Source organism: Pseudomonas sp. JV241A (assembly GCF_900275665.1).
GTDB lineage: Bacteria > Pseudomonadota > Gammaproteobacteria > Pseudomonadales > Pseudomonadaceae > Aquipseudomonas > Aquipseudomonas wadenswilerensis.
The window spans coordinates 255,199-269,506 of record NZ_OPYO01000013.1; the positions used below are offsets into that span (position 1 = coordinate 255,199).

Annotated in this window: 10 protein-coding genes; 9 read left to right on the plus strand and 1 reads right to left on the minus strand. The window is 61.9% G+C overall.

From position 1 onward, the window contains the following. The first annotated feature begins 82 nt into the window (after positions 1–82). Positions 83–4,948: an NAD-glutamate dehydrogenase gene (locus tag JV241A_RS07865; RefSeq protein WP_134061861.1), complete on the plus strand. Its 4,866-nt coding sequence runs from the start codon at positions 83–85 to the stop codon at positions 4,946–4,948. Positions 4,949–5,092: 144 nt separating this feature from the next. Here the strand turns inward: JV241A_RS07865 and JV241A_RS07870 are convergent, their stop codons facing one another. Beyond that, positions 5,093–5,911 (minus strand): pyruvate, water dikinase regulatory protein, encoded by an 819-nt coding sequence (locus JV241A_RS07870; RefSeq protein WP_115086020.1) that lies wholly within the window; start codon positions 5,909–5,911, stop codon positions 5,093–5,095. A gap of 176 nt (positions 5,912–6,087) precedes the next feature. On the opposite strand from JV241A_RS07870, the gene ppsA reads away from it, so the two are divergent. From ppsA to JV241A_RS07915, 8 genes are all read left to right on the plus strand, one after another. Then, a complete protein-coding gene (gene ppsA / locus JV241A_RS07880; protein WP_115086021.1) occupies positions 6,088–8,463 on the plus strand; it encodes a phosphoenolpyruvate synthase in 2,376 nt (791 codons plus the stop codon). A 107-nt stretch (positions 8,464–8,570) separates the two neighbouring features. Beyond that, positions 8,571–9,560, plus strand: coding sequence for an alpha/beta fold hydrolase (locus tag JV241A_RS07885; RefSeq protein ID WP_134061863.1), 990 nt, complete (start codon positions 8,571–8,573; stop codon positions 9,558–9,560). A 197-nt stretch (positions 9,561–9,757) separates the two neighbouring features. Next, positions 9,758–10,246 (plus strand): ribonuclease E activity regulator RraA, encoded by a 489-nt coding sequence (gene rraA, locus JV241A_RS07890; protein ID WP_115086023.1) that lies wholly within the window; start codon positions 9,758–9,760, stop codon positions 10,244–10,246. A 28-nt stretch (positions 10,247–10,274) separates the two neighbouring features. Further along, positions 10,275–11,270, plus strand: coding sequence for a zinc transporter ZntB (locus tag JV241A_RS07895; protein WP_115086024.1), 996 nt, complete (start codon positions 10,275–10,277; stop codon positions 11,268–11,270). A gap of 99 nt (positions 11,271–11,369) precedes the next feature. Continuing rightward, the gene (locus tag JV241A_RS07900; protein WP_115086025.1) at positions 11,370–11,618 is read left to right on the plus strand and encodes a CrfX protein; all 249 of its coding nucleotides are present in this window, start codon (positions 11,370–11,372) and stop codon (positions 11,616–11,618) included. A 2-nt stretch (positions 11,619–11,620) separates the two neighbouring features. Next, positions 11,621–12,445, plus strand: coding sequence for a mechanosensitive ion channel domain-containing protein (locus JV241A_RS07905; protein WP_038994250.1), 825 nt, complete (start codon positions 11,621–11,623; stop codon positions 12,443–12,445). Between the two features lie 90 nt (positions 12,446–12,535). Next, positions 12,536–13,126 (plus strand): RNA polymerase sigma factor SigX, encoded by a 591-nt coding sequence (gene sigX, locus JV241A_RS07910; protein ID WP_026001337.1) that lies wholly within the window; start codon positions 12,536–12,538, stop codon positions 13,124–13,126. 110 nt (positions 13,127–13,236) lie between these two features. Continuing rightward, positions 13,237–14,274 carry an OmpA family protein gene (locus JV241A_RS07915; protein ID WP_134061865.1) on the plus strand — a complete coding sequence of 346 codons (1,038 nt, stop codon included), beginning with the start codon at positions 13,237–13,239 and terminating at the stop codon, positions 14,272–14,274. Positions 14,275–14,308: the final 34 nt, after the last annotated feature.

Consider the following 14,308-nt stretch of genomic DNA (forward strand, 5'->3'; position numbering starts at 1 on the left):
ACGGGTTGGCTATCGTTGATCCGTACACGGCGGACGCGCGCGACGCTTCACTCAATAATAAAGCCCAAGCGGAGTACCACAGATGGCGTTTTTCACCGCAGCCAGCAAAGCCGACTTCCAGCATCAACTGCAAGCGGCCCTGGCGCAGCACATCAGCGAACAGGCACTGCCACAAGTGGCGCTGTTCGCCGAACAGTTCTTCGGCATCATCTCTCTGGACGAACTCACCCAGCGCCGTATGTCGGACCTGGCCGGTTGCACCCTCTCTGCCTGGCGCATCATCGAACGTTTCGATCACACCCAGCCCCAGGTTCGCGTCTACAACCCCGATTACGAGCGTCATGGCTGGCAGTCGACCCACACCGCGGTCGAAGTCCTGCACCATGACCTGCCATTTCTGGTCGACTCGGTGCGCACCGAGCTCAACCGCCGCGGCTACAGCATCCATACCCTGCAGACCACCGTACTGAGCGTGCGTCGCGGGGCGAAAGGCGAGCTGCTGGAAATCCTGCCCAAGGGCACCCAGGGCGAGGGCGTGCTGCAAGAATCGCTGATGTACCTGGAGATCGACCGCTGCGCCAACACCGCCGAGCTCAACGTGCTGACCCGTGAGCTTGAGCAGGTGCTGGCTGAAGTGCGCGTTGCCGTCGCCGACTTCGAACCGATGAAGGTCAAGCTGCGCGAGGTCGTGGCGCTGGTCGAGCAGACCGCCTACGCCCCGGCGCAAAACGAAAAAGCCGAGGTCAAGGCATTCCTCGAGTGGCTGCTGGGCAACCACTTCACCTTCCTCGGCTACGAAGAATTCGTTGTCCATGGCGACGCCCAGGGCGGCCAGTTGCAATACGACGAGCAGTCGTTCCTCGGCCTGACCCGTATGCTGCGAGCCGGTCTCACCGCCGAAGACCTGCGCATCGAAGACTACGCCGTCAATTACCTCAACGAGCCGCTGCTGCTGTCCTTCGCCAAGGCCGCGCACCCAAGCCGCGTGCACCGTCCGGCCTACCCGGACTACGTGTCGATCCGCCAGCTGGATGCCGACGGCAAGGTCATCAAGGAATGCCGCTTCATGGGCCTGTACACCTCCTCGGTGTATGGCGAGAGCGTGCGCGCGATTCCGTACATCCGTGGCAAGGTCGCCGAAGTCGAGCGCCGCTCGCACTTCGACCCCAAAGCCCACCTGGGCAAGGAACTGGCCCAGGTCCTGGAAGTGCTGCCGCGTGACGACCTGTTCCAGACGCCGGTCGACGAGCTGTTCAGCACCGTCATGTCGATCGTGCAGATCCAGGAGCGCAACAAGATTCGCGTGTTCCTGCGCAAGGACCCGTACGGCCGTTTCTGCTACTGCCTGGCCTACGTGCCGCGCGATATCTACTCCACCGAGGTACGGCAGAAGATCCAGCAGGTGCTGATGGAGCGCCTGAAGGCCAGCGACTGCGAGTTCTGGACTTTCTTCTCCGAGTCGGTGCTGGCCCGCGTGCAACTGATCCTGCGCGTCGATCCGAAAAACCGCATCGACATCGACCCGCAGCAGCTGGAAAACGAAGTGATCCAGGCCTGCCGTTCGTGGCAGGACGACTACGCCAGCCTGACCGTCGAAAGCTTCGGCGAAGCCCAGGGCACCAACGTCCTGGCCGACTTCCCGAAAGGCTTCCCGGCCGGTTACCGCGAGCGTTTCGCCGCCCATTCGGCGGTGGTCGACATGCAGCACCTGATGACCCTGTCCGAGCGCAAGCCGCTGGTGATGAGCTTCTACCAGCCGCTGACCCAGGCCGGTAAACAGCAGTTGCACTGCAAGCTGTACCACGCCGATACGCCGCTGGCGCTGTCGGACGTGCTGCCGATCCTGGAAAACCTCGGCCTGCGCGTGCTCGGCGAGTTCCCGTACCGCCTGCGCCATGCCAACGGCCGCGAGTACTGGATTCATGACTTTGCCTTCACCGCCGCCGAAGGCCTGAACCTCGACATCCAGCAGCTCAATGACACCCTGCAGGATGCCTTCGTGCACATCGTCAATGGCGATGCCGAGAACGACGCCTTCAACCGCCTGGTGCTGACCGCCGGCCTGCCGTGGCGCGACGTGGCGCTGCTGCGTGCCTACGCCCGCTACCTCAAGCAGATCCGCCTGGGCTTCGACCTGGGTTACATCGCCAGCACCCTGAACAACCACACCGACATCGCCCGCGAGCTGACCCGGTTGTTCAAGACCCGCTTCTACCTGGCGCGCAAGCTCACCAGCGACGACCTCGACGACAAGCAACAGCGTCTGGAACAGGCCATCCTGACCGCTCTGGACGACGTCCAGGTGCTCAACGAAGACCGCATCCTGCGTCGCTACCTGGACCTGATCAAGGCCACCCTGCGCACCAACTTCTACCAGACCGACGCCCTGGGCCATAACAAGTCGTACTTCAGCTTCAAGTTCAACCCCAAGCTGATCCCCGAGCTGCCCAAGCCGGTGCCGAAGTTCGAAATCTTCGTCTACTCGCCACGGGTCGAGGGCGTGCACCTGCGCTTTGGCAACGTCGCCCGCGGCGGCCTGCGCTGGTCGGACCGCGAGGAAGACTTCCGTACTGAAGTGCTGGGCCTGGTAAAAGCCCAGCAGGTGAAGAACTCGGTGATCGTGCCGGTTGGCGCCAAGGGCGGTTTCCTGCCTCGCCGCCTGCCGCTGGGTGGTAGCCGTGACGATATCCAGGCCGAAGGCATCGCCTGCTACCGGATCTTCATTTCCGGCCTGCTGGACATCACCGACAACCTCAAGGATGGCGCCCTGGTGCCGCCGGCCAACGTCGTGCGTCATGACGACGATGACCCGTACCTGGTGGTGGCTGCCGACAAAGGCACCGCGACCTTCTCCGACATCGCCAACGGCATTGCCATCGACTACGGCTTCTGGCTCGGCGATGCGTTCGCTTCCGGTGGTTCGGCCGGTTACGACCACAAGAAAATGGGCATTACCGCCCGTGGCGCCTGGGTCGGCGTGCAGCGTCACTTCCGTGAGCGCGGCATCAACGTCCAGGAAGACCCGATCACCGTGGTCGGCGTCGGCGACATGGCCGGTGACGTGTTCGGCAACGGCCTGCTGATGTCCGACAAGCTGCAACTGGTGGCGGCGTTCAACCACCTGCACATCTTCATCGACCCGAACCCGGAGCCTGCCAGCAGCTTCGCCGAGCGCCAGCGCCTGTTCGATCTGCCGCGTTCGGCCTGGAGCGACTACGACACCAGCATCATGTCCGAAGGCGGCGGGATCTTCCCGCGCAGCGCGAAAAGCATTGCGATCACCCCGCAGATGAAAGAGCGCTTCGCCATCGAAGCCGACAAGCTGACCCCGACCGAGCTGCTCAACGCACTGCTCAAGGCGCCGGTCGACCTGCTGTGGAACGGCGGTATCGGCACCTACGTCAAGTCCAGTGAAGAAAGCCACGCCGACGTCGGCGACAAGGCCAACGACGCCCTGCGCGTCGACGGCAACGAGCTGCGTTGCAAGGTGGTGGGCGAGGGCGGCAACCTCGGCATGACCCAGCTGGGCCGGGTCGAGTTCGGCTTGAACGGCGGCGCCACCAACACCGACTTCATCGACAACGCCGGTGGCGTGGACTGCTCCGACCACGAGGTCAACATCAAGATCCTGCTCAACGAAGTGGTGCAGGCTGGCGACATGACCGAGAAGCAGCGCAACCAGCTGCTGGGCAGCATGACCGACGAAGTGGCCGGCCTGGTGCTGGGCAACAACTACAAGCAGACCCAGGCATTGTCCCTGGCTGCGCGTCGGGCCAAGGAACGCATCGCCGAGTACAAGCGGTTGATGGCCGACCTCGAAGGCCGTGGCAAGCTGGACCGCGCCATCGAGTTCCTGCCGACCGAAGAGCAACTGGCCGAGCGCCTGGCCGCTGGCCAGGGCCTGACCCGTGCCGAGCTGTCGGTGCTGATTTCCTACAGCAAGATCGACCTCAAGGAGCAGCTGCTCAAGTCGCTGGTGCCGGACGACGACTACCTGACCCGCGACATGGAAACCGCGTTCCCGCCGTCGCTGGTGAGCAAGTTCGCCGAGGCCATGCGTCGTCATCGCCTGAAACGCGAGATCGTCAGCACCCAGATCGCCAACGATCTGGTCAACAACATGGGCATCACCTTCGTTCAGCGCCTGAAAGAGTCCACCGGCATGAGCCCGGCGAACGTCGCCGGCGCCTACGTGATCGTGCGCGATATCTTCCACCTGCCGCACTGGTTCCGTCAGATCGAGGCGCTGGACTATCAGGTCCCGGCTGAAATCCAGCTGACCCTGATGGACGAGCTGATGCGCCTGGGCCGCCGTGCGACCCGCTGGTTCCTGCGCAGCCGTCGCAACGAGCAGGATGCTGGCCGCGACGTGGCGCACTTCGGTCCGAAGATCGCCGCGCTGGGGCTGAAGCTCGATGAACTGCTCGAAGGGCCGACCCGCGAGCGCTGGATGAGCCGTTACCAGGGCTTCGTCGAAGCTGGTGTGCCGGAGCTGCTGGCGCGCATGGTGGCCGGTACCACGCACCTGTACACCCTGTTGCCGATCATCGAAGCCTCCGACGTCACCGGCCAGGACCCGGCCGAAGTGGCCAAGGCCTTCTTCGCCGTTGGCAGCGCCCTGGACCTGACCTGGTACCTGCAGGAAATCAGCAACCTGCCGGTGGAAAACAACTGGCAGGCCCTGGCCCGCGAAGCCTTCCGCGATGACATCGACCTGCAGCAGCGGGCGATCACCATCTCGGTGCTGCAGATGGACGATGCACCGGAGGACATGGACGCCCGGGTGGCCCTGTGGCTGGATCAGCACCGGGTCATGGTCGTGCGCTGGCGCGCCATGCTCGACGAGCTGCGTGCCGCCATCGGTACCGACTACGCCATGTACGCGGTGGCCAACCGCGAGCTGGTGGACCTGGCCCTGAGTGGCCAGGCGATGGTGGTGCCGTCTTAAGCGGCTAGCTTTAAGCTACAAGCTGCAAGTGGAATGCGTTGTTTCCGCTTGCAGCTTTCAGCTTGCTACTCGTGCAAGCTAGCAACTTTCTCACCAACAGCGCCGCCTGCTTTTTCTTGTCGCTTGCAGCTTGAGGCGCCCAGCCTACTTGAATCGGCGCTCTACGCCTTTCTCGACCAGAATCTTCGCCGCAATCTCTTCCACGGAGAAATGCGTGGAGTTGATGTGCGCAATGTTCTCGCGGCGGAACAGGTTCTCCACTTCACGCACCTCGAACTCGCACTGGGCAAAGCTTGCGTAGCGGCTGTTGGGCTTGCGCTCGTGGCGGATGGCGGTCAGGCGGTCGGGGTCGATGGTCAGGCCGAACAGCTTGTGCTGGTGGTTTTTCAGGGCCTGGGGCAGTTGCAGGCGCTCCATGTCGTCTTCGGTCAACGGGTAGTTGGCCGCGCGGATACCGAATTGCATGGCCATGTACAGGCAGGTCGGAGTCTTGCCGCAGCGCGACACGCCGACCAGGATAAGATCGGCCTTGTCGTAGTAGTGGGTGCGCGCGCCGTCGTCGTTGTCGAGGGCAAAGTTGACCGCCTCGATGCGCTCCATATAGTTGGAGTTGCCGCCGATCGAGTGGGATTTGCCCACCGAATACGAGGAATGGGCGGTCAGTTCCTGCTCCAGCGGGGCCAGGAAGGTCGAGAAGATGTCGATCATGAAACCGTTGGAGGTGGCCAGCACCTCGCGGATATCCTGGTTGACGATGGTGTCGAAGATGATCGGACGGACACCGTCCTTTTCAGCGGCGCTATTGATTTGTTGTACCATCGTCCGCGCTTTTTCTACGCTGTCGATGTACGGACGCGTGAATTTATTGAACGGAATGGTATCGAACTGCGCTAGAAGACTTTGTCCCAGCGTCTCGGCGGTAATGCCGGTGCCATCGGAGATAAAGAAAGCAGATCGTTTCATTTGCGCCTTGGGCCTTAAGCTGGTGACGAATCTTGGATATGATAGGTTCGGTTTACCGAACACTGCGTTCGGCATTCTCACTTATTTTCCAGGTCCAGGCCACAAGCGCCCGGCCAAGCCAGAGCTGGCAGGCGGGCGACCTGAGCTTTTCCAACACAGTTAGTGGAGAGATCACCTTGGTAGAGTACGTAGTTTCCCTCGATAAGCTCGGCGTCCATGATGTAGAGCATGTGGGGGGCAAGAACGCATCCCTCGGCGAGATGATCAGTAACCTCGCGGGCGCCGGTGTCTCGGTCCCCGGCGGCTTTGCCACTACGGCTCAGGCGTATCGTGACTTTCTCGAGCAGAGCGGCCTGAACACCCAGATCCACGCCGCCCTCGACGCGCTGGACGTTGACGACGTCAACGCCCTGGCCAAGACCGGTGCGCAGATCCGCCAGTGGATCATGGAAGCCGAGTTCCCCGAGCGCCTGAACGCCGAAATCCGCACCGCCTTCGCCGCAATGTCCCAGGGCAACCCGAACATGGCCGTGGCCGTGCGCTCCTCGGCCACCGCCGAAGACCTGCCGGATGCCTCGTTTGCCGGCCAGCAGGAAACCTTCCTGAACATCCGCGGCGTCGACAATGTCATCCGCGCCGCCAAGGAAGTGTTCGCCTCGCTGTTCAACGACCGCGCCATTTCCTACCGCGTGCACCAGGGCTTCGACCACAAGCTGGTGGCCCTGTCGGCCGGCGTGCAGCGCATGGTCCGCTCTGAAACCGGCACCGCCGGCGTGATGTTCACCCTCGACACCGAGTCGGGCTTCCGTGACGTGGTGTTTATCACCGGCGCCTACGGCCTGGGTGAAACCGTCGTTCAGGGTGCGGTCAACCCCGACGAATTCTACGTGCACAAAGGCACCCTGGAAGCCGGCCGCCCGGCGATCCTGCGTCGCAACCTGGGCAGCAAGGCGATCAAGATGGTCTACGGCGAAGAAGCCAAGGCCGGTCGCTCGGTCAAGACCGTCGATGTCGACAAGGCCGACCGCACCCGTTTCTGCCTGACCGACGCCGAAGTCAGCGAGCTGGCCAAGCAGGCGATGATCATCGAGAAGCACTACAAGTGCCCGATGGACATCGAATGGGCCAAGGACGGTGACGACGGCAAGCTGTACATCGTTCAGGCCCGCCCTGAAACCGTGAAGAGCCGCGCCCAGGCCAACGTCATGGAGCGTTACCTGCTCAAGGAAACCGGCACCGTGCTGGTCGAAGGCCGTGCCATTGGCCAGCGCATCGGCGCCGGCAAGGTGCGGATCATCAAGGACGTCTCGGAGATGGACAAGGTCCAGCCCGGCGACGTACTGGTTTCGGACATGACCGACCCGGACTGGGAACCGGTGATGAAGCGTGCCAGTGCCATCGTTACCAACCGTGGCGGGCGTACCTGCCACGCGGCGATCATCGCCCGTGAGCTGGGGATCCCGGCGGTGGTCGGTTGCGGCAACGCCACCCAGCTGCTCAAGGATGGCCAGGGCGTGACCGTGTCCTGCGCCGAAGGCGATACCGGCTTCATCTTCGAAGGTGAGCTGGGCTTCGACGTGCGCAAGAACTCCGTCGACGCCATGCCGGAGCTGCCGTTCAAGATCATGATGAACGTTGGCAACCCGGATCGCGCCTTTGATTTTGCCCAGCTGCCCAACGCCGGTGTCGGCCTGGCGCGCCTGGAATTCATCATCAACCGCATGATCGGCGTGCACCCCAAGGCGCTGCTCAATTACGCCGGCCTGCCTGCCGAGCTCAAAGAGAGCGTCGACAAGCGCATTGCCGGCTACAACGACCCGGTCGGCTTCTACGTCGAGAAACTGGTCGAAGGCATCAGCACCCTGGCCGCGGCGTTCTGGCCGAAAAAGGTCATCGTGCGCCTGTCGGACTTCAAGTCCAACGAGTACGCCAACCTGATCGGCGGCAAGCTCTACGAGCCGGAAGAAGAAAACCCGATGCTGGGCTTCCGCGGTGCTTCGCGCTACATCAGCGAAACCTTCCGTGACTGCTTCGAGCTCGAGTGCCGCGCCCTCAAGCGCGTGCGCAACGAGATGGGCCTGACCAACGTCGAGATCATGGTGCCGTTCGTGCGCACCCTGGGCGAAGCCAGCCAGGTCGTCGACCTGCTCGCTGAAAACGGCCTGGCCCGTGGCGACAACGGCCTGCGCGTGATCATGATGTGCGAGCTGCCGTCCAACGCCATCCTCGCCGAAGAGTTCCTCGAGTTCTTCGACGGCTTCTCCATCGGTTCCAACGACCTGACCCAGCTGACCCTGGGCCTGGACCGCGACTCGGGGATCATTGCGCACCTGTTCGACGAGCGTAACCCTGCTGTCAAGAAGCTGCTGGCCAACGCCATCCAGGCCTGCAACAAGGCGGGCAAGTACATCGGCATCTGCGGCCAGGGCCCATCCGACCACCCGGACCTGGCCAAGTGGCTGATGGAACAGGGCATCGAAAGCGTCTCGCTGAACCCGGATTCGGTACTCGAGACCTGGTTCTTCCTGGCTGAAGGCCAGGCCGCGAACTGATGCGCTGAACCGGAACCTTCACCCGGCCCTGGCGCCAGTGAAGGTTCCGACCGTATTCCAGGGCGTGTTCCAGTGATGGACCTCGCCCTTTTTTGTGCAAGAACCCTATGCAAAGCAGCAGTACCCTTTTTCCCGTGGCCTTGCTCAGTGCCGAGCGCCGTGGCGACCTGAGCGAGGACGTGTACCGGATCAAAGCCGGTAACAGCCCGGATCGCAGCGTGGAGCTGGCGCTCACCCGCCTGGGCATGGCCGATCAAACCGAGGTGCGTGGCACCCCGGTCATCCTGCTGCACGGCAGCTTTTCCAACCGGCGCTTCTGGTATTCGCCCCGGGGCATTGGCCTGGGCGCCTATCTGGCACGCGCCGGTTTCGATGTGTGGATCCCGGAGATGCGCGGCCACGGCCTGTCGCCGCGCAATCATGGCTACCGGCACAACCGCGTGGCCGACTACGCCCGTTACGACCTGCCGGTGATTGCCGCATTCGTCTGCGAGCAGGCCGGCCAGCCGGCGCACTGGGTCGGCCACTCGCTGGGCGGTACTACCCTGGCGGCAGCCCTGGGCGGCCAGTACCTGGGGGCCGAACAGGTGGCCAGCGTGGCGTTTTTCGGCACCCAGGTCAGCCGTACTTACTGGCCGCTGAAGTTGCCGCCGGTGGAGTGGGGCGGGCGCCTGCTGCTCAAGCGCTTTGCGCAAATCTCCGGTTCGCGGCTCAAGCGCGGGCCGGAAGACGAGCCGATTGGCCTGGCGCTGGAAAGCATGCGCTGGTTCGGCCTGTTTGGCCGCTTTGGCGACAAGGACCGCGACTGGTGGGCGGGCCTGGCCGAGGTCAATGTGCCGGTGCTGGCCGTGGCCGGCGCGGGTGATCATCAGGACCCGGTATGGGCCTGTCGCAAGCTGTTCGAGCAACTGGGCAGCGAGCACAAGCAGTTTGTCCGCCTGGGCCGCGAGGCAGGGTTCGACAACTTCGGGCACGTCGACATGCTGGTCAGCAAGCCGGCGCAGGCACAGGTCTGGCCACTGGTTGAGCGCTGGTTGCAGAATCCGCTGACGCCTTTGCTGCCCGAGGCGGCGCAGGCCGTTTCGCCGGCGAGCTGATGCCGCTAAGATATGACGACTGTGAAGGGTTTGGTCATTTTTTGGTTTTTTCAGTGTGCATCTGTTCGCTGAATGCGCTGCCAAGGTGACCGCACCGGCAGCGACGTGTAGCCTTGGGGCTAAAGCCGCATCGCTGGGCCTCGTTCACTGAGTGAAACTGCGACATTCATCGTCTCGATAATCGACAGGAGTTTCCCATGCATTACATCACCCCCGATCTGTGCGACGCCTACCCGGAACTGGTGCAGGTGCTGGAGCCGATGTTCAGCAACTTCGGTGGCCGCGACTCCTTCGGGGGTGAGATCGTTACCATCAAGTGCTTCGAAGACAACTCGCGGGTCAAAGAGCAAGTCGAGCTCGATGGCAAGGGCAAGGTCCTGGTGGTCGACGGCGGCGGTTCGCTGCGTCATGCCTTGCTCGGCGACATGCTGGCCGAGAAGGCGGCGAAGAATCACTGGGAAGGCCTGGTGATCTATGGTTGCGTGCGTGATGTCGATGTTCTGGCGCAGACCGACGTTGGCGTGCAGGCCCTGGCCAGCCACCCGCTGAAGTCCGTCCGCCGTGGCATCGGCGAGGTCAACGTGGCGGTGACCTTTGCCGGTGTGACCTTTCGTCCAGGCGAATACATCTACGCCGACAACAACGGCGTGATCGTCTCGCCAAGCCCGTTGAAAATGCCTGAGTAAAGCTCTGAAACCGGTCGGTGGGGTAGGGATGTTCGAGGAAGAAAACGCGCAATGGGGGCTGGTGCATGCCCTGGTGCTGGATGGAAAAGGCGGTGCCCGTGCAATCGCCCGAACTGAACTGGACGCCCTTGCCCTGCAGCCCCAGGAAAGCCTGTGGCTGCACTGGGACCGCAGTCACCCGCAGACCCGCACCTGGCTGCGTCACGACAGCGGCCTGAACGAGTTCGCCTGCGACCTGCTGCTGGAGGAAAACACCCGTCCGCGCCTGCTGCCACTGCCGGAGGCGCAGATGCTGCTGTTTTTGCGCGGGGTCAACCTCAACCCCGGTGCCGAGCCTGAAGACATGGTTTCGGTGCGGATCTTCGCCGAGGCCCAGCGGGTGATCTCGCTGCGCCTGCGGCCGTTGCGCGCCAGTGATGAACTGCTGCAGCAACTGGCCGAAGGCCGCGGGCCGAAAACCGCTTCCGAGCTGCTGCTGAGCATGGCGCAACTGTTGACCGAAAAGGTCCAGGCGCTGATCAGCGACCTGTCGGAAGTGGTCGATGCCGAGGAAGAGAAGCTTGAAGCCGACAAACGCTATGCCCCGGACCAGGGCAGTCTGCAGCAGATCCGCCGACGGGCGGCCGGATTGCGGCGATTTCTCAATCCGCAGCGGGAAATCTACGCGCAACTGGCGCGCAACAAGTGGAGCTGGTTCGCCGCAGACGACGCCGACTACTGGAACGAACTCAACAACAGCCTGACCCGCTACCTGGAAGAACTCGAGCTTACCCGCGAACGCGCCGCTCTGGTGCTCGAAAGCGAAGACCGGCGCCGCAGCGAGCGGATGAACCGGACCATGTACCGTTTCGGCATCATCACTTGCATATTCCTGCCCATGAGCTTCGTGACCGGGCTGTTGGGCATCAACGTCGGCGGCATTCCAGGCTCCGACAGCCCTTACGGCTTTCTCTTCGCCAGCCTGCTGGTGCTGACCCTGGCGTTGGGGCAATGGTGGCTGTTTCGCCGCCTGCGCTGGGTGTAAAGATGAAATTTGTGAACATGCAGTCACAAACTGCCTGGCCGGTTCATGTGACCCGTTGTGTGGCGACCTCGTCTTTGACAGATATTGCGCGAGGTGCCCATGCACGATCCGTTTGAAGAATCCCTGCGAGACCTGCTCAAGGCATCGCCGTCCGGCCAGGACCGCGACGACGATGCCTGCCTGGGCCGGGTCCTGAAAACCGCCAACCGCCAGGTTGGCGCGGGCGATCTGTTCAGCCTGCTGGGCCGCTGGAGCCAGGCGCTGATGATTGCCGTGAACAATGGCTCGGCGCATGTTGCGCCGGTGCGCCGTAACGCTACCGTTCGTAAAGCTGATAAGGCCGATTGAATATGGAACTTGATCTCTGGACCCAGAGCCTGGTCACCGCGATGACAGCGTTGTGGACCAAAGTGGCGAACTTTATCCCCAACCTGTTCGGCGCTCTGGTTGTGGTGCTGCTTGGTTTCGTCGTGGCCAAGCTGCTCGACACCCTGCTGTCGAAACTGCTGGCCAAGCTCGGCCTGGATCGCCTGATGGGCGGCACCGGCCTGACCAAGATGCTCAGCCGGGTCGGCATCCAGGTGCCGATCTCGACCCTGATCGGCAAGATCGTCTACTGGTTCGTGCTGCTGATTTTCCTTGTTTCCGCCGCTGAGTCCCTGGGGCTTGAGCGCGTCTCGGCCACACTCGACATGCTTGCCCTGTACCTGCCGAAAGTGTTCGGCGCGGCGCTGGTGCTGCTGGCGGGCGTATTGCTGGCGCAACTGGTCAACGGCCTGGTGCGCGGCGCCGCCGAAGGCATCGGCCTGGAATACGCCGCTGGCGTAGGGCGGATCGCCCAGGGCCTGGTCATTATTATCAGTATCTCGGTGGCAATCAGCCAGCTCGAGGTCAAGACCGACCTGCTCAATCACGTGATCGTCATCGGTTTGATTACCGTTGGTCTGGCCGTGGCGCTGGCCATGGGCCTGGGCAGCCGGGAAATTGCCGGGCAGATTCTCGCCGGAATTTACGTGCGTGAGCTTTATCAAGTGGGCCAACAAGTGCGGATTGGAGAGGTCGAAGGGCAGATCGAGGAGATCGGCACGGTCAAGACGACCCTGCTGACCGACGACGGCGAGCTGGTGTCGTTGTCCAACCGGATTTTGCTCGAGCAGCGAGTCAATAGCCGCTAACCGGGCAAATCCTGCTAATGTATGCCGCCGCAAAAATACCCCAGGCAGGGGTATGCGGCGACATTGACCTGACTGTCGGCCAGATCCGTTTTGAATAAAGTTCACTCGCTGCCCATGCGTTACGACCCCCGCGAGCTCACCGATGAGGAGTTGGTGGCGCGTTCGCATGAGGAGCTGTTTCATGTTACTCGCGCGTATGAGGAGCTCATGCGCCGCTACCAACGAACTCTTTTTAACGTCTGTGCGCGTTATTTAGGGAACGATCGGGACGCTGACGATGTCTGTCAGGAGGTGATGCTCAAGGTGCTCTATGGGCTGAAGAACTTCGAGGGCAAATCGAAGTTCAAGACATGGCTCTACAGCATCACCTACAACGAATGCATCACCCAGTACCGCAAGGAGCGGCGCAAACGTCGACTGATGGATGCCTTGAGTCTTGATCCACTCGAGGAGGCCTCGGAAGAGAAGGCGCCAAAACCGGAAGAGAAAGGCGGGCTGGACAAATGGCTAGTGCATGTCAATCCGATTGACCGCGAGATTCTGGTGCTTCGATTTGTCGCAGAACTGGAATTTCAGGAAATCGCCGATATCATGCATATGGGCCTGAGCGCAACGAAAATGCGGTACAAGCGTGCGCTTGACAAGCTACGTGAGAAATTTGCGGGCCTCACTGAAACTTAGTGGCGCGCAAATATCTCTAACGTACCGGCAAGTTCTGCTAGACTTGCCGTCGAGTTGTCCCCCGGATGTTGGTGGGACTGCTTAACTATCACCAGATGGGGATTTAACGGATGAAATTGAAAAACACCTTGGGCTTGGCCATTGGTTCTCTTGTAGCCGCAACTTCCTTCGGCGCTCTGGCACAAGGCCAAGGCGCAGTCGAAATTGAAGGCAACGTTACCAAGCAGTACTACGACAGCGAGCGCAATTTCAAGAACACTGGCACCAATCCTGGTGTTCGCCTCGGTTACTTCCTGACCGACGACCTGTCCCTGGACCTGGGCTACAACGAGACTCACAACGCTCGTGGCGAAGTCTTCAACAAAGACATCAAAGGTTCCAAGGCCAAGCTGGACGCTACCTACCACTTCGGTACCGTCGGCGACGCTCTGCGTCCTTACGTTTCGGCTGGTTTCGCTCACGAGAGCCTGGGCCAAGCTACCCGTAGCGGCCGTGACCACTCCACCTTCGCCAACGTTGGCGCTGGCGCCAAGTGGTACATCACCGACATGTTCTTCGCCCGTGCCGGCGTTGAAGCCATGTACAACATCGACAACGGCAACACCGAGTGGGGTCCGACCGTTGGTCTGGGTCTGAACTTCGGTGGTAGCGGTGGCAAGGTTGAAGCCGCTCCTGCTCCAGTTGCTGAAGTCTGCTCCGACAGCGACAACGATGGCGTCTGCGACAACGTCGACAAGTGCCCTGACACCCCTGCCAACGTTACCGTTGACGCTGACGGCTGCCCAGCTGTTGCTGAAGTCGTACGTGTTGAGCTGGACGTCAAGTTCGACTTCGACAAGTCGGTCGTCAAGCAAAACAGCTACGGCGACATCAAGAACCTGGCTGACTTCATGAAGCAGTACCCACAGACCACCACCACTGTTGAAGGTCACACTGACTCCGTCGGTCCTGACGCTTACAACCAGAAGCTGTCCGAGCGTCGTGCAAACGCCGTTAAACAGGTTCTGACCAACGAGTACGGTGTTGAGTCGACTCGCGTTGAGTCGGTTGGCTACGGTGAAACCCGTCCGGTTGCTGACAACGCCACCGACGCTGGTCGCGCTGTTAACCGTCGCGTAGAAGCACAAGTAGAAGCCCAAGCCAAGTAATTGGTCTAAGCCCTACTGAAAAGCCCGGCCTAGG

Coding starts and splice junctions, on each gene's coding strand:
- JV241A_RS07905 (WP_038994250.1), top strand. CDS start 11,621: ATGGAACTTGATCTCTGGACCCAGAGCCTGGTCACCGCGATGACAGCG.
- rraA (WP_115086023.1), top strand. CDS start 9,758: ATGCATTACATCACCCCCGATCTGTGCGACGCCTACCCGGAACTGGTG.
- JV241A_RS07870 (WP_115086020.1), bottom strand. CDS start 5,911: ATGAAACGATCTGCTTTCTTTATCTCCGATGGCACCGGCATTACCGCC.
- JV241A_RS07885 (WP_134061863.1), top strand. CDS start 8,571: ATGCAAAGCAGCAGTACCCTTTTTCCCGTGGCCTTGCTCAGTGCCGAG.
- JV241A_RS07895 (WP_115086024.1), top strand. CDS start 10,275: ATGTTCGAGGAAGAAAACGCGCAATGGGGGCTGGTGCATGCCCTGGTG.
- JV241A_RS07915 (WP_134061865.1), top strand. CDS start 13,237: ATGAAATTGAAAAACACCTTGGGCTTGGCCATTGGTTCTCTTGTAGCC.
- JV241A_RS07865 (WP_134061861.1), top strand. CDS start 83: ATGGCGTTTTTCACCGCAGCCAGCAAAGCCGACTTCCAGCATCAACTG.
- JV241A_RS07900 (WP_115086025.1), top strand. CDS start 11,370: ATGCACGATCCGTTTGAAGAATCCCTGCGAGACCTGCTCAAGGCATCG.